This is a genomic window from Longimicrobiales bacterium (assembly GCA_029245345.1).
In the GTDB taxonomy this organism is placed as follows: Bacteria; Gemmatimonadota; Gemmatimonadetes; order Longimicrobiales; family Gaopeijiaceae; genus CALFPJ01.
This window is the reverse complement of sequence record JAQWPM010000002.1, coordinates 80,991-96,173: the sequence shown is the minus strand read 5'-3', so window position 1 is coordinate 96,173 and position 15,183 is coordinate 80,991. Positions and strand designations below refer to the sequence as shown.

The window sequence follows — 15,183 nt, the reverse complement described above, 5'->3', positions numbered from 1 at the left end:
CTCCTCCTAGGGGTTCTGGAAATGCCTGCTTGTGTTTGTCATCGTGAAAATGGCGGTGCGGGCGAAACGAGAACTACATGACCATTCCGCCGTCGACCGCCAATACCTGGCCGGTAATGTAGCGCGCTGCAGGCCCCACGAGAAACCTCGCAACGCCCGCAACATCGTCGATTTCCCCAAGTCTTCCCAGAGGGATCTGTCCTTGGAGCGCCTCGACCTGTGATTCCGTCAAGTCACCGGTCATATCAGTGCTGATAAAGCCCGGCGCGAGGGCGTTACAGCGCACGCCCCGCGATGCCAATTCCTTGGCCACACTCTTGGTCATTCCGACCATTCCGGCTTTTGACGCCGCATAGTTCGTCTGACCGGCGTTCCCGATGATCCCAACTACGGATGTGATGTTGAGGATCACGCCCTCACGACGTTTCATCATTCCGCGAGTTACGGCACGCGTGAAATTAAATGCACCCTTGAGGTTCGCAGCGATCACATCATCAAATTCCTCATCCTTCATTCGAAGAAGAATGTTGTCCCGCGTGATCCCCGCATTGTTCACGAGGATACCTACGGGACCAACCTCGGCCTCTACAGCCGAGAGGGTCGCCTTAACCTGCTCGGAGTCCGCAACGTCGCACGCGAATCCCATGTGGCCCTCACCCGAGAGGGCTGCGGCTGCTTCTGAAGCGCGCTCACCGTTCCGGCCGATTACTGCGATCTTGGCGCCGGCTTCTGCAAGAGCCTGAGCGATGCCTAGTCCAATACCGCGAGATCCGCCGGTGACGAGCGCCACTTTCCCTTCGAGTTCCTGACTCATGATCATATCTCTCTTTTAGGCGACGCTAGGCTTAGGTGTACCAACTTTCGAGGTCCGTTGGCTCACCCAACGATCGACATGGGAGGCCCTTCGCGTTCCGTCGATTGAGTCCACACAGAACACCCCCGGGCCCAAGTTCCAGGAAGGAATCGACCCCGTGGTCAACCATCGCTTGAATGGATCCACTCCAACGGACGGGCGACGTCAGCTGTTCCACCAGAAGCTCACGCGCCTGGGCGCCTTCTGTGACCGGAGCAGCGGTAACGTTGGATACTACTGGGTACGCCGGGTCCTGGAAGTCGATGGAATCCAAATTCTGACGAAGCCCTGCCGCCGCTGGCTCCATCAGGGGCGAGTGAAACGCGCCAGAGACGTTGAGTTCTACCGTCCTCTTGGCTCCGGCCTCCTTAGCTCGCGCCATCCCCTGCTCTACTCCGGCTCGGTCACCACTAATGACGACCTGACCACGGGAATTGAAGTTGGCAGGGACACAAATCCCACTGTCCACCGAGGCACAGACATCCTCGACGTCCGCGTCGGCGAGGCCAAGAATCGCAGCCATGGTTCCCGGGCGAGCCTGTCCGGCGTCGAACATGAGTTCTCCCCTCAGCCGCACAGCGGCCAGGGCATCCTCGAACGTTAGTGTGCCCGCCGCGACATGCGCGCTGAATTCACCCAATGAGTGACCTGCGGCAAAAGAAACGGGACCGAGCCGCTCCTGCACGACACGCAGCACCGCGACCGAATGTGCGAGAATGGCAGGCTGAGCGTTCTTGGTGGCCTTGAGGTCGTCTTCGGGGCCATTCGCCATCAGAGACGATAAGGAAAAGCCCAAGACGTCGTCAGCGGCGGAGAGGGCGGCCGCAGCCGCAGGTTCGGAAGCAGCCAGTGCCTGCGCCATACCGATAACCTGGGACCCCTGGCCGGGGAAAAGCAGAGCAAGTGACATATCTGTTTTGGGGGTTACCAGCGGAGCACCGTCGCACCCCAGGTGAGGCCGGCGCCGAAGGCTACGATGAGAACGTTGGAACCAGGCCCGATGAGGCCTTTCTCCACGACTTCGTCCAGCGCGACCGGTACAGTCGCAGAGCTCATGTTCCCATACCTGTCGACATTCACGTAGACCTTCTCCAATGGGATCCCGGCATACTTCGCTGTCGCTTCGATGATCCGGATGTTCGCCTGATGCGGCACGAGGATGTCGACATCCTCCGCGGTGAGTCCAGCGGACTGAAGCGCGATATCACAGGCTTCTGCCATCGACCGGACTGCATTCTTGAAGATCTCCCGGCCCTGCATACGAACCAGATAGCTCCTGTCATCGAGAACTTCCTGGCTCATCGGGTGGACTGCACCCCCGCTGGGCCTGTACAACAAGTTGCCCAGGTTCCCGTCCGACTGGAGGTGACTGGAAAGAATCCCTCGGCCCGACCCGTTTGACGGGCGGACCACCGCGGCACCCGCTCCGTCTCCGAAGAGAACGCACGTGGCCCGGTCTTCCCAGTCCACGATCGCACTCATCTTCTCGGTAGAGACCACGAGCGCGACTTCACCTCGACCGGCCGCGAGAAAGCCTTCTGCCATGCTGAGTCCGTAGATGAACCCGGAGCAGGCGGCCATCAAATCGAAAGCAACCGCATTGGAGCAACCCAGAAGCGCCTGAACATCGCAAGCAGTCGACGGAAGCCACCGATCTGGAGTGGCCGTCGAGAGAATGAGGATGTCTACCTCACCCGGCTCAACACCGGACCGCTCCATGGCCTGACGTGCCGCCCCGGCCCCCATGTCAGCCGCACACATATCGTCAGGGGCGATCCGGCGCTCACGAATTCCAGTGCGAGAGAAGATCCACTCGTCGGACGTGTCCATCCGCTGCGCGAGATCGTCGTTCGTCACCACGTTGTCGGGCAAGTATCTACCCGTTGCGGCGATTTCGACGATCGGGTTGGGCTTCTTCATTACGACTCCTGGATGAACGCGGCGAGTTCCCGCGCACTGTGCTCCACCATGTTCGAACGTACAGCCCGCGACGCAACCTTCAGCGCGTTCCTAATGGCCTTTGGCGTCGAGGCACCGTGGCAAATAATCGAAACCCCATCGACACCCAACAGAGGGGCGCCACCGGTCTCAGAATAGTCTAGGACTCGGAAGACGTCTTCGAGATCGACGTCGGTGTCCGCGACATCCAGTCCTTTCTTCAACATCTGGATGATGAAGGCGGCCACCGACTCATAGAACTTCAACAGTGCGTTCCCGACGAAGCCGTCGCATACCACCACATCACACGACGCTCTGATGATGTCACGGCCCTCCACGTTACCAACGAAATTCAGTCCGGATTCGGCTGCCAGCAGACGATGCGTTTCGACAGACAGTTCGTTCCCCTTTCCTGGCTCTTCACCGATGTTCAGCAACCCGATTCGGGGAGTCTCGCGCCCCATCATGTCCTGAGCGAAGATGTTCCCAAGATGGGCGAACTGAACGAGGTGGTGAGGCTTGCTGTCGACGTTGGCGCCAGCGTCCAGAAGGAGGCACGGTTCGGCTGAAGTGGGCAGCACGGTCCCGATGGCCGGCCGATCGACCCCTGGCAACGGCCGGAGTGTAAACAGCGACGTCGCCATCACAGCTCCGGTAGAGCCACCGCTGACGAAGGCGTCGGCGTCACCGGCCTTATGCAACCGCAAGCCGACGACGATCGAGGAATCAGGCTTTCGCCGGATCACTGATGCTGGCGGGTCGGCAGCCGTCACGCGGTCCGGTGCGTGAAGAATCGTCAGCCCAGGAGGGATCTCGGCATACGCGGAAAGCTCCGCTTCGATCGAGTCTCGGTCACCCACAAGAACGATCTCTACATCAGACTCGAGTTCGCTCAGCGCCTCGATCGCCCCCGCCACTTCCGTGCGGGGCGCATGATCCGTACCCATCGCGTCAAGAACGATGCGCACTAGCGGACCTCAGTAGAGGCGAGAGGACATAGCTCGGGCAAAGCCCGACCTAGTCGATACTGACTTCGAGGACTGGCTCGCCACGATAGTGTCCACAATTCGGGCAAACCCGATGCGGAATCTTGGGGTCACCACAATTCTGGCACGCGTTGACGGTCACGCCCTCGGCCTTGTAATGAGTCCGACGCTTCCGCTTACGCTGCTTTGAAATCCGCTTCTTTGGGACAGCCATTACCTATTCACTTTTCCTTGAGCGCCCTGAGAGCCTCCCACCGGGGATCGGGCTCATCCGAAGTGCAGTCGCATGAATCGGTATTTCGATTCACACCACACCGCGGACAAAGCCCTTGGCATCCAGGTTCGCAAACCACGTATGGATCGGCCGTGAAGATCACTTCCTCACGGACCGTGTTACTCAAATCGAGCTCATCACTCGCGTCGTACACATGCACACCGTCGTCGTCTTCAACGTCGGCTGAGTCTGACGCAACGAACACGACCGTTAGGTCGTGTTCGAAACTTCTTCGGACCGGCTTGAGGCATCGGCGACACTCTCGTGCCAACCCTCCCTTCACACTGCCCCGGACCACGATCTCCCCTGTTCCAGCATGCGTAGCCATGAGGCTCACATCGACTGGCCCAACCCACGAAACACCGCTCTCATCCCACAACGGTGCATCCGCCGGGAGCTTAGCCTCGACAGTGACCGACCCCTCTCGTGCAAGACGATTAAGATCAAGTCTTAGCATAGTCGTGAAAACTAGCTCCGGCGCCGAAATTGTCTAGTGGATCGGCCACCGAATTCTGACACTCCGGATCAGCCGATTCCAAGCTGAGTGTGCTAGGAAAAGAAGAAGCCGATCTCGATGGCTGCATTCTCGTCCGAATCAGACGCATGAATGGCGTTTCGGCCCTTAGATTCGGCGTAAAGCTTACGCACAGTGCCGTCTGCGGCCTCTGCCGGGTCCGTCGCGCCAATGACCTCACGGAGTTTCGGGACCGCATTTTCGGCCTCCAACACCATGGGCATGACGGGTCCAGACATCATGAATTCGACTAATTCATCGTAAAACGGCCGCCCCTCGTGAACCGCATAAAACGCGCCGGCCTGCTCCGCATCAAGCGAAGTCATTCGGAGGGCCTTCACGGTGAACCCAGAGGCTTCTAAGAGGGCGAGTATATTTCCGGCATTTCCGGCGGAAACGGCATCTGGCTTTATGATCGCGAGCGTCTGACTCATGAATCGTCTTCGTTGTTTGTTTCGGGGGTAGCGGCACCCTCATGTAGGGACCGCAGAATCGAACCGCGAGTGACGAAGCCAATCAGCTCGCCATCACGCACTACTGGAAGTTGTTCAACGTCTCGGTTGACCATCATGTGCGCCGCTTCGTTGAGCGGCTGGTCTTCCGAAACACAAAGTACAGCTCGAGTCATGACGTCACGGGCCAACACTTCGGGACCCTCGCCCGCCTTCGCCGGCTGCTCCGCCGGAGCGCCTCGCACGATCCGCCCTAGTGCGTCGCCGGACGTGATAATTCCGAGTACTTCGTACTGTTCACCGACCACCGGTACCGCCCTGACGCCTCGCCGCACAATGAGGTCGATCACCTCAGACAGCGGTGTGTCCGGGTATACGCGGTACTTGACCGGCTCCAGAGCAGTATCGACCAAAAGCACCTTCTCTTCCATGAATTTGTGCGACGCCGCTAGGCGAGCGCGTCCTGCATCAAGCCAACGAGATCCACCGGTCGCTGCGCCACGGAGATTCCGTTCTCCTCGAACGCCTTCATTTTGTCTTCTGCTGTGCCCGATGCACCGCTGATGATCGCACCTGCATGGCCCATCTGCCGGCCTGGAGGCGCCGTCCGCCCCGCGATGAAGCCGACAACCGGCTTCGTCATGTGGGCACTGACGTATTCGGCCGCCTCCTGCTCGTCCGTACCACCAATTTCACCGATCATCACAACACCCGTGGTGTCCGGATCGGCTTCAAAGGCAGCCAGGCAATCGATGAAATTCGTGCCGATGAGCGGGTCTCCGCCGATACCGACACACGTTGTTTGACCCAATCCAGCACCCGTGAGCTGGAAGACGGCTTCATAGGTCAGCGTGCCGGAACGAGACACGAGGCCGATCGGGCCTTCGGTCACGATCTTCCCTGGTAGGATACCGACCTTGGACTTTCCGGGTGAGATCAACCCCGGGCAGTTGGGCCCCAGCACCCTTACGCCCTTGTCCTTGGCGAAAGCATGGGCCCGAGCCATATCGAGCACGGGCACACCCTCAGTGATCGCAACGATGAACGAAACACCAGAATCCGCCGCCTCCAGGATCGCACCTGCTGCGAACGCAGGCGGCACGTAGATCACCGAAGCGTTGGCACCCGTCGCGGCAACCGCCTCGTCCATTGCGTTGAAGATCGGGACGGTCTTTCCGTTCGGTCCTTCGAACGTCTGTCCACCCTTACCCGGGGTGACACCCGCAACCACGTTCGTGCCGTATGCCATCATCTCACACGTGTGGAACGAACCGTCCCGACCGGTGATGCCCTGAACGACGAGTTTGGTGTCGTTGTCGATGAAGATTGCCATGATCTAGTTCCCTTTCGCGAGCTGAACAGCCTTCTCTACGACCTCGTCCATGGACGTGTAGGCAGAGAAACCAGCTTCGTGAAGGATTTCGAGTGCCTTTTCTTCGTTGGTACCGGTGAGACGAATCACGATCGGTGGCGTAATGTCAATGCGACGGGTCGCCTCGACGATGCCGTTCGCGACGTCGTCACAACGCGTGATGCCCCCGAAGATGTTGAAGAGAATGGACTTCACGTTCGGATCCGAAGTAATAATCTCGAGCGCAGCAACGACTTTGTCCGGATTGGAAGAACCACCGATGTCCAGGAAGTTGGCCGGTTCACCGCCGTAGTACTTCACCAGATCCATTGTGGCCATCGCGAGTCCTGCGCCGTTCACGCAGCACCCCACGTCACCGTCGAGCTTCACATAGGACAGTCCCGCCTCGCGAGCCTTTGTTTCCGAAGGCGGCTCCGACGACGTGTCTCTCATCGCTGCGACTTCGGGGCGACGGAACAACTCCGATTCGTCGATGCTCATCTTCGCATCGATCGCCTTCACTTCACCGGCCGGAGTCGTGATCAGAGGGTTGATCTCCGCCATGGACGACCCAGACTCAATAAATGACGTGTACAACTGCGCGATGATCTTGGACGCTTGTTTGATCAACGCAGGATCTTCGTACAGGAAGTTGGCCAGCCAAAACGCCTGGTGAGGGAGAATCCCGTACCGTGGATCCACCGTCAATTTACGAATGAGCTCCGGAGTTTCGGTCGCGACCGCCTCGATGTCCACGCCCCCTTCAGCGGAGACCATGAACGTCGCGGCCTGCTTCTTCCGATCTACGAGAACCCCGACATAGGCTTCGGTGTCGATGTCCTCGGCCGGCGTCACGAGCACTTTCTCTACAGTTAGACCTTTGATATCCATACCCAAGATCGCGGTAGCGTGCTCTTTGGCTTCGGAAGCGTCCTTGGCCAGCTTCACGCCACCGGCCTTACCACGCCCACCGGAGTGGACCTGGGCTTTGACGACAACCATCCCGCCGTATTGAGCAGCGATCGACTCCGCTTGTTCAGGAGTCGTTGCGATCTCTCCGGGAGGTACTGGAATGCCGGCCGCCCGAAAGCGTTCTTTGGCCTGATATTCGTGGATATCCATGGGGTCTCAATTGGGGAGAAGCCCTTCAGGCAGGGCGCAACAAGCGGCCGCCTGGGCGTGTAAAGCCCTTCAAACTACCAGAGGCCAGAGGGCCGATCAACGGCTGAAGAAGAGGTGGATCTGACGGTTTCCCTGGCTGTCAGGCGCCCCCACGCTCCAGTCTCTGAAGCAGCACGCGGAGTTCCTCAAGAGCGTCTCCGAAGCCCTGCCAATCTCCTTCTCGAGCTCGCGTTTCGGCCGTCTCCAACAAGTCCAACGCGCTCGCAGCCCAAGCAGTAGAAGTCAGCAGCGTCTCGTCCTCGGCGGGCAGAGGCGGGGCTCCCAGCGGTACCGTCCCGAGGGTCATGACCTCTAGGCCAGCCAACTGGGTGATCGCACCCGAGAGGTCCTCCGTCATCGCCACACGAACGCCATCACTGACTACAAAACGTCGCAGTTCTGGAATCGCATCGGCCTCCGCCGCGAGGAAAACCGGCTCCATGTAGAGGATCCGGTCTCCTGCCGGAACAAGATGCAGGTGCCCGGTCCAAACTTCGCTTCCCCCTGTGCGCCAGAGAGAGAACTGCTGTGAGATGTCCGGGTCCTGTTCCACCAGTGCTTCGATCTGTCGTGGCCCGGGCACTTGGTCCGTCACGGGAACGTCGTACAGGATCAACTCCGGGGCACCGAACGGGTCAGTCCGTGCCGCGAGGATCCCCGTGAGGTTCTGCCGACCCGCAGGCACGAACACAGTCGTGAGGTGGAATCGGGCATCCTCTTCGCCCGGCAAGGCGTAGATCCCGTACTCCGGTCGATAGGCGATGGGGTTTGTGCCCTGAGCGAGCTCTTGGGGAGAGGCCCATACGTCCTGCTGGCCATGGAACACCGGCGCGGTTTCTTGGTGGTATTGGAGCAATACCCTGCCCTGAAGATCCAAAAGCGCGGTCGAATACCGGACGTGTGACCGAATGGCCTCAGGCATCTCCGACATGGGCTTGAACAGGGTCGGAAAGGCTCTTTCGTATACGTCCAGTAACGGGTCGGCGATGGGGACTCGGTAGAAGTCCACATCTCCAGTCACGGCGTCGACGACGATTTTCACCGAATTGCGCGCGTATGTGACCTGCGATCTGAAGGTGCCGAGTTCGTAGACCGTTGAAAGCGGGAACGCACGCGTCCCCGTGAAGCCTTCCAGGACCCAAACGATACGCCCATCTGCAATGACGGGGTACGCGGCCTCTGGGAGCCTTATGAACGGTGCGATCGCTCGGACCCGATCCTGAGCACGGCGCCGGTAGATGAGTCGACTGTCATCCGTCAGGTCGGACGCGAACAACAGATTCGAATCCTGAAAACGCCACGCCAACAGCGCAGTGCGAATCGCACCCGCCAGCTTGATCCCTCCAGGAAAATCCACACCGGCCACGCCCAGCGCACCGTCAGGCGCCTGGAACTCGTCCGGTCCAGCATTGATCACTGCGTAGGGCTGAGGACCTCGGCCGAAGAAGATTTCAGATCGGTCCAACGTCAATCCGGGTACAGACTGAGCGAGCGGTGACGCCTCTGGGGGAATGCCAGAGACCAGCATCGGTGGGCGCCCTTCGGGGGTGCGCTCCGCGGCCAGACTGGCCACTGCACCCATCCCTTCTACGTAGCGCTCTCTGAGATGGAGATTCTGCCAGTTGGGGTCCTGGATGCCGCCGGGAGACACTTCGCGGACCGAGACAGCTACCGGTACGGGTCCGTTGGGTCCCGGATACCGATCGATAGCAACGTCCTGGAAGTCGTAGTAGGGGAATCTCGCTTCCAGTTCCCGATATGTGGCGAGCAATGCCCCGCTGGTCCAAACCGGAAGTCCCGCAAACTGACGCCCGACTTCAGGCCAATCTATGACCTGTCCGGCCTCGAAACTGAACGGTCGGCGCTGCATCTCTTCGAGACCAAAACCAAGCCGTGTGTAATCGATGTTGTACTCGATGAAGGGCTCCTCACGATCCAACTCGTTCGGCTCCACACGGAATGACTGGATCATCGCAGGATAGAATTGCCCGATGACGATCATCGAGAGAACAACAGCAATCGAAGAGGTCACGATTGGTGTGACTCGGTTCTTCCAGGCGCCCCAAAACACACCAACCCCACCCATGACGCAGATGATCGCCAGGGTCTGAAGAGCGGGTAGCCGCGCCTCTGCGTCCGTAAAGCCGAAGATTCCGCTTACCGCAGAGGTCCCATCCAGCAAGAGCAGATACCGACTCAACCAGAGGCGCGCACCCAACATGAAGAAGAAGAGCGCGAGCAGACCGCCGAGGTGCACTCTCGTAACGTCCTGAGCGTCGATTCGCCCCTTACCCCATCGCAGCGCTCCCGTCGCGGCATATCCTGCCGTAGCAAGGGTGAAGACCAGGAACGCGCCGATGAGCGCGAACGTGATCAGACTGGCTAAGACAGGCACCCAGAAGACGTAGAAGCCAGCGTCATGACCGAGCACCGGATCCGTCACGCCCCAAACAACCGCATTCTTCAGCATCAGAATCTGAAGCCCGAGGTTGGCCGGGACCGCGGCGCCAAACCAAAGCGCGAGCAACGAGGAAACTCCCAACATGCCCCAAAACACGTAACTCTTCGGGAGCTGTTCCGAGATCTCCAGATTCCCGACACGACGCTTGATTTGGACCCCTCCGAGCGTTGTCGACGCGATACGCAGATTCAGGAAGATCACGATCCCCACTGCGACGCCTGCGACGATGCGCGTGCCCCACTCCCAAATTATTCGACGCCAAAAGACTTCGGAGTACCCAGACTGTGCGTGCCAGAGGATCTCTACATACGCCTCAGACGCCATGCGCCCCATAGAGATCAAGAGTGCGATCCCCAGGGCGATCATGATGAAAAGTCGGCCGCCGCGCAGGGCCCCTAGCACGTTCGTGGGATCGGGCTTCATGTCCATCCTATTGGAAGGGTACGCCAGCGGCGGTGAGCCACTCGGCGACCTCGCCACGGATTTCGGCGAGTCGTTCTTGGGTGCGCGCCTCAAAACGCGCGACGATCACGGGCTGGGTGTTGGATGCACGCAAGAGCGCCCAGCCATCACCGAAGAGGACCCGCACGCCATCAACATCGATCGCGTCGTATTTGGACTTGAAATGCGCCACGGCATCTGCCACCACGGCCCACTTCTGTTCCTCCGTGACATTGATACGGATCTCAGCGGTCGATACATACACCGGGAAGTCCGCGACCATCTCTGACAGTGGACGCTCGGAGCGACTCACCAATTCGAGCAGGCGGCATGCGTTATACGGGGCATCATCAAAGCCCATGTAGTCGTCGGCAATCATGATGTGACCGGACAACTCACCCGCGATGAGAGCTCCAGATTCCTTCATCTTCTTCTTGATCAGTGAGTGGCCTGTCTGCCACATGATCGGCTCACCGCCGGCTGCTGCGAAGACCTCGGATAGTGCCTGACTGCACTTCACGTCGAATACGAGCTTCTGTCCGGGGCCACGCCGCTTAAGGATGTCGAGACCATACAGGAGCAGGAGAATATCTCCGCGTATGATGGCACCGTTTTCGTCCACGGCCCCAATCCGGTCCGCGTCCCCGTCAAAGGCCACGCCGAGGTCATGTGGCGTGTCTCGCACGGCCTCAATGAGGTCTTCGAGGTTCTTATCTACAGTCGGATCAGGATGATGATTCGGAAACGTCGGATCCGAGTCACAGAAGAGAGGCGTAACGTCAGCTCCAATCGCAGTGAGCAGCTTCTCGGCCACTAGGGAGCCGGTCCCATTCCCGCTATCGACCGCGACCTTCATTGGTCTCGCCAACTCGAAGCGGCGTGCCACGTCCGCGATGTACCGATCGAGCACTTCGACCCGCTCCATGCCCCCCGCACCGGATTCGAAATCCGATTCGATAATGCGGCGCTTCAACTCTTGGATCGTTCCACCATACAGAGAACCCTTCCCGAGCGTCATCTTGATGCCATTCCACTCCGGCGGATTGTGCGAGCCGGTGATCTGAACCGCTGCATCGGTCTCAAACGTGTGTTCCGACCAATAGAGCGTGGGGGAAGGCACTGTGCCGACGTCGAGGACGTCGACCCCGGCGGCGCGGACGCCAGCCATCAGGCCGTTCGCTAGATCGGGAGATGTAAGTCTGTTGTCGTGCCCGACGGCAACCCGGGGCGAACTGAGGCCCGTCTCCGCACGAACGTGAGACCCGAAGGCCCTTCCTACGCCCTCCGCTACATCTGCGTCGAGATCTTCTCCGACGATTCCACGGATGTCGTACTCACGAAAAATGTGTTCAGCGAGGGGCATACGGCTCTCAGGTGATGGTTATCGATGGGGCGCAAAAATAGCTGCATGAGCACCGCCAAACGAGACGAGCGCACGATCCTGACTAGGGCGCCATCCCGAGCATACCACCCCCGAGCGCACCCAGTCCTTGCACACTGGCACGAGCGAAGTCCAGAGCGGCGCTTGGGAAGATCCCTGTGTAGAGAATCAGCCCGACGCAGATGATCAGCGCCAACCGCATGGGAAGCGGCTGAATGACCATCGAGTGCTGGTCGGCAGCCGCGGATTTCTTCATCCACATCACCCATGCCACCCGGAGATAATACCAGTACGAGGCGATCGTGGTCATCACGAGGATGACCATCAGGACCCAGAGTTGGGCGTCCGCCGCCCCCTGCAGCAGGAAGATCTTACCCATGAACCCACCGGTTCCTGGGAAACCCGCCAGCGAGAGCAAGAAGATCGTGAGGAAGACGCCCATCGCCGGCTGCGACCAACCGAAGCCCGCATAATCGTCGATGTAGAGCCGTTCTTCCCCCTGGTGTGCCACGCTGATCACGATGGCAAACGCGCCCATGTTCATGAGCGTATACACGAGCAAGTAGAACAACATTCCGGCCGCAGCGTTCTCATTTGCGGCGGTCATCGCGACGAGCAGGTATCCACCGTGTGCGATGCTCGAATAGGCGAGCATCCTTTTCACATTCGTCTGGACGAGCGCAATCAGATTGGCGGCAACCATGGTGATCGCGGCAAGCCACCACATGATTGGAAACCACGAATCGTAGGCAGCATCGAAGCCGACTAGGAAAACGCGAAGGAAAACAACGAACGCTGCAGCTTTCACAGCCGCAGACATCCATGCGGTGACAGGAGCCGGGGCGCCCTCGTAGACGTCAGGCGTCCACATGTGGAAGGGCACCGCAGATACCTTGAATGCGAAGCCGACCATGAGGAGAGCGACAGCGAGTACGAGGAGTCCGGGCGTCGCCGCCCCACTCGCGACGCTGTCCCCAATGGCGGCGATATTCGTGCTCCCAGTTACGCCATACGTCAGAGCGATCCCGTAGAGGAAGAACCCCGTCGAGAAGGCACCAAGAAGGAAGTACTTCAGTCCGGCCTCAGCCGACTTCCGGTCCCGGCGGTTGAACGCCGTTAAGGCGTACACCGCGATCGACATCACCTCGAGTCCGAGGAAAATCACGATAAGGTCGCGCGCGCCCGCCATGAACATCATGCCCGCGGTAGCGAACAGGATCAGCGCATAGAACTCTCCGGCCTGAAGCTTCTGCCGATAGATGTATGCGAAGGAAATGAGCACCGTGAGGGCTGCCGCGAGCAGGAAGATCCAGTTCGCGAACAGGCGAAATCCATCGACCGCGATCATCGACGTGTTCCCGACCTCGGTGACTCCGTAGAGCCAACCGTTCGCGGCTGATGCCGCCAAGATTCCGATCAGGGTAAACCACCCCAGGTCCGCCCTCGGACCGAAACTCGGGTCACCGGTCGGAGCGTCGGAGCCTTCTTTATTTTTGCCCGAGACCCCCGCGATGAGGACGATCATCCCCCAAACGCACAGTACGATCTCGGGAAGGAGCGCCCATACGAAGTGGAGCTGCCGGCTGAAGTCGAGTTCCATAAGCGGCTGGCGTTAGTTGTCGTCGGTGACGTTGTCGTCACCCACGGCGTCATCGTTCGATTCGGAGTCACCCGCCGGCACATCGGCCGTCGGGAAGATCACAACTTGGAGGCCGTCCTCGGTCTCGACCGACGCCTGCCCTGCCGGTGCGGCGGCCTCTACACGCTCGAGGACCACCCGAACACTCGGTTCCATTCGCTCAAGAATCGGAGTGGGGTTCCACCCGATCACGATCATCAAAGCGCATAGAGGCGCGAGGATCACCATTTCTCGGCGCGAGAGGTCTTGAATCTCACGGTTCTCAGGCTTGTCGAGCTTATTGAAGAACATCGTCTGGACCATCGGCAACATGTAGTACGCGGCAAAGATCACACCGAGAGAAGCCACAACCGCGATGATGGGGTGTGTCTCGAAGGTGCCGAGAAGCGCCAAGAATTCACCGATAAAGCCACTGGTACCAGGCAGTCCAATCGAAGCCAATGCTGTGAGCACAAACGCGCTCGTCAGAAGGGGTGCCACGCGAGCGATCCCACCGTAGTCTTCGATCTTCCTCGTGTGCCGGCGCTCATAGAGCATGCCGAGCAGGAGGAAGAGCGCTCCTGTGCTGATCCCATGGGAGATCATGACGACCAAGCCGCCCTGAAGTCCGTTCACGGTGAGCGCAAAGATCCCAAGCACCACAAAGCCCATGTGCGCCACCGATGTGTAGGCGACCAGCTTCTTAGCGTCTGGCTGCACCGCAGCGACCCAGGCGGTATACAAAATACCGATGACACCCAGCACCAACATCGTCGAGACGACCGTCGGGTGTTGCGCGGCGACCGGAAAGAGCGGCAGCAAGAATCTCAAGAAGCCGTAGGTGCCCATCTTAAGCAGGACCGCGGCCAGGATAACCGAACCCGGTGTCGGTGCTTCCACGTGTGCGTCTGGAAGCCAGGTGTGGAATGGGAATACCGGAACCTTCACGCTGAACGCGAGGGCGAACGCACTGAAGAGCCAGAATTGCTCCGTCCCAGTCAGCGGTACCTGAAGCAGATCAGCGTACGCGAACGTCGGGAAGCCTAGAAGCGTCTTGGCCTTGAAGAACAGGTACATGATCGCCACGAGCATCAGCAGCGATCCTAACGCCGTGTAAAGAAAGAACTTGATGGCCGCATAAATGCGACGTTCCCCGCCCCACACGCCCACGATGAAGTACATCGGGACCAGTGTGAGCTCGAAGAAGACGTAGAAGAGGAAGACGTCCGTGGCGCAGAAGACGCCGACAACACCTGCCTCAAGAAGGAGCATCAGCGCGTAGAAGGCCCGCTGTCGCTCCTTGATGTAATTGAACGATCCGAGGATGGCGATCGACGTACTGAAGGTCGTCAGCATCACCATGAAGAGGCTAATCCCGTCGACACCGAGGGAATAACTCACCCCCCACGATGCGATCCACGGGATACTGGTCTCCATCTGCATGGCACCCTGGCCGGGGTCAAACGACCACCAGAGACCGAAACTGAGGACCATTACGCCCAGAGACCACCAGAACGCGATCTGCTTCGCCCGCTCTTCTTCGGCCCACATCACCAAGCCGACACCCAGCATGGGAAGCCAAATGAGGGCGTGGAGAATCCAGCCTGTGTAGCCGATCGATTCGAGCATTGAAGTCATACTCCCACACCCATCTGAGGCCGCTCAAAACGGATGACTGACAAGGAAGGGGAGCACGAGGAGCGAGACGTACTAGGCAGTACGTCGCAGCGAGTCGCGCGGACCGTGACGCCGT

General features: G+C 59.5%; 14 protein-coding genes. All 14 read right to left on the bottom strand.

Translation table 11 applies throughout. From position 1 onward, the window contains the following. Positions 1-73 precede the first annotated feature (73 nt). The 14 genes from fabG to P8L30_00415 all read right to left on the bottom strand — a co-directional run bounded on the left by fabG (position 74) and on the right by P8L30_00415 (position 15,059). Positions 74-814, bottom strand: coding sequence for a 3-oxoacyl-[acyl-carrier-protein] reductase (fabG, locus tag P8L30_00480; protein ID MDG2238680.1), 741 nt, complete (start codon positions 812-814; stop codon positions 74-76). Between the two features lie 31 nt (positions 815-845). Continuing rightward, positions 846-1,763, bottom strand: a complete 918-nt coding sequence (fabD, locus tag P8L30_00475; protein MDG2238679.1) for an ACP S-malonyltransferase — start codon at positions 1,761-1,763, stop codon at positions 846-848. A gap of 14 nt (positions 1,764-1,777) precedes the next feature. Next, positions 1,778-2,773 carry a ketoacyl-ACP synthase III gene (locus tag P8L30_00470; protein ID MDG2238678.1) on the bottom strand — a complete coding sequence of 332 codons (996 nt, stop codon included), beginning with the start codon at positions 2,771-2,773 and terminating at the stop codon, positions 1,778-1,780. After that, positions 2,773-3,759 carry a phosphate acyltransferase PlsX gene (plsX, locus tag P8L30_00465; protein ID MDG2238677.1) on the bottom strand — a complete coding sequence of 329 codons (987 nt, stop codon included), beginning with the start codon at positions 3,757-3,759 and terminating at the stop codon, positions 2,773-2,775. The genes P8L30_00470 and plsX overlap by 1 nt, the downstream gene beginning before the upstream one ends. 49 nt (positions 3,760-3,808) lie before the next feature. Next, positions 3,809-3,991, bottom strand: a complete 183-nt coding sequence (gene rpmF / locus P8L30_00460; protein ID MDG2238676.1) for a 50S ribosomal protein L32 — start codon at positions 3,989-3,991, stop codon at positions 3,809-3,811. Between the two features lie 7 nt (positions 3,992-3,998). Further along, positions 3,999-4,508, bottom strand: coding sequence for a DUF177 domain-containing protein (locus tag P8L30_00455; protein MDG2238675.1), 510 nt, complete (start codon positions 4,506-4,508; stop codon positions 3,999-4,001). Positions 4,509-4,600: 92 nt separating this feature from the next. Next, positions 4,601-4,999: a nucleoside-diphosphate kinase gene (ndk, locus tag P8L30_00450; protein MDG2238674.1), complete on the bottom strand. Its 399-nt coding sequence runs from the start codon at positions 4,997-4,999 to the stop codon at positions 4,601-4,603. Beyond that, the gene (locus P8L30_00445) at positions 4,996-5,448 is read right to left on the bottom strand and encodes a CBS domain-containing protein (GenBank protein ID MDG2238673.1); all 453 of its coding nucleotides are present in this window, start codon (positions 5,446-5,448) and stop codon (positions 4,996-4,998) included. Before P8L30_00445 ends, ndk begins: the two co-directional genes overlap by 4 nt. Before the next feature lie 17 nt (positions 5,449-5,465). Continuing rightward, positions 5,466-6,350: a succinate--CoA ligase subunit alpha gene (sucD, locus tag P8L30_00440; GenBank protein MDG2238672.1), complete on the bottom strand. Its 885-nt coding sequence runs from the start codon at positions 6,348-6,350 to the stop codon at positions 5,466-5,468. A 3-nt stretch (positions 6,351-6,353) separates the two neighbouring features. Next, the gene (gene sucC / locus P8L30_00435; GenBank protein MDG2238671.1) at positions 6,354-7,490 is read right to left on the bottom strand and encodes an ADP-forming succinate--CoA ligase subunit beta; all 1,137 of its coding nucleotides are present in this window, start codon (positions 7,488-7,490) and stop codon (positions 6,354-6,356) included. A gap of 139 nt (positions 7,491-7,629) precedes the next feature. Next, positions 7,630-10,413, bottom strand: coding sequence for a UPF0182 family protein (locus tag P8L30_00430; GenBank protein MDG2238670.1), 2,784 nt, complete (start codon positions 10,411-10,413; stop codon positions 7,630-7,632). Between the two features lie 7 nt (positions 10,414-10,420). Next, entirely contained in the window at positions 10,421-11,794 is a 1,374-nt protein-coding gene (locus tag P8L30_00425; GenBank protein MDG2238669.1) for a phosphomannomutase/phosphoglucomutase, read from the bottom strand. Positions 11,795-11,876: 82 nt separating this feature from the next. After that, positions 11,877-13,412, bottom strand: coding sequence for an NADH-quinone oxidoreductase subunit N (locus P8L30_00420; GenBank protein ID MDG2238668.1), 1,536 nt, complete (start codon positions 13,410-13,412; stop codon positions 11,877-11,879). A gap of 12 nt (positions 13,413-13,424) precedes the next feature. Then, entirely contained in the window at positions 13,425-15,059 is a 1,635-nt protein-coding gene (locus P8L30_00415) for an NADH-quinone oxidoreductase subunit M (protein MDG2238667.1), read from the bottom strand. Between the last annotated feature and the right edge of the window lie 124 nt (positions 15,060-15,183).

Coding starts and splice junctions, on each gene's coding strand:
- ndk (MDG2238674.1), bottom strand. CDS start 4,999: ATGAGTCAGACGCTCGCGATCATAAAGCCAGATGCCGTTTCCGCCGGA.
- P8L30_00430 (MDG2238670.1), bottom strand. CDS start 10,413: ATGAAGCCCGATCCCACGAACGTGCTAGGGGCCCTGCGCGGCGGCCGA.
- P8L30_00425 (MDG2238669.1), bottom strand. CDS start 11,794: ATGCCCCTCGCTGAACACATTTTTCGTGAGTACGACATCCGTGGAATC.
- sucD (MDG2238672.1), bottom strand. CDS start 6,350: ATGGCAATCTTCATCGACAACGACACCAAACTCGTCGTTCAGGGCATC.
- sucC (MDG2238671.1), bottom strand. CDS start 7,490: ATGGATATCCACGAATATCAGGCCAAAGAACGCTTTCGGGCGGCCGGC.
- fabD (MDG2238679.1), bottom strand. CDS start 1,763: ATGTCACTTGCTCTGCTTTTCCCCGGCCAGGGGTCCCAGGTTATCGGT.
- P8L30_00470 (MDG2238678.1), bottom strand. CDS start 2,773: ATGAAGAAGCCCAACCCGATCGTCGAAATCGCCGCAACGGGTAGATAC.
- fabG (MDG2238680.1), bottom strand. CDS start 814: ATGAGTCAGGAACTCGAAGGGAAAGTGGCGCTCGTCACCGGCGGATCT.
- P8L30_00445 (MDG2238673.1), bottom strand. CDS start 5,448: ATGGAAGAGAAGGTGCTTTTGGTCGATACTGCTCTGGAGCCGGTCAAG.
- P8L30_00415 (MDG2238667.1), bottom strand. CDS start 15,059: ATGCTCGAATCGATCGGCTACACAGGCTGGATTCTCCACGCCCTCATT.
- P8L30_00455 (MDG2238675.1), bottom strand. CDS start 4,508: ATGCTAAGACTTGATCTTAATCGTCTTGCACGAGAGGGGTCGGTCACT.
- P8L30_00420 (MDG2238668.1), bottom strand. CDS start 13,412: ATGGAACTCGACTTCAGCCGGCAGCTCCACTTCGTATGGGCGCTCCTT.
- rpmF (MDG2238676.1), bottom strand. CDS start 3,991: ATGGCTGTCCCAAAGAAGCGGATTTCAAAGCAGCGTAAGCGGAAGCGT.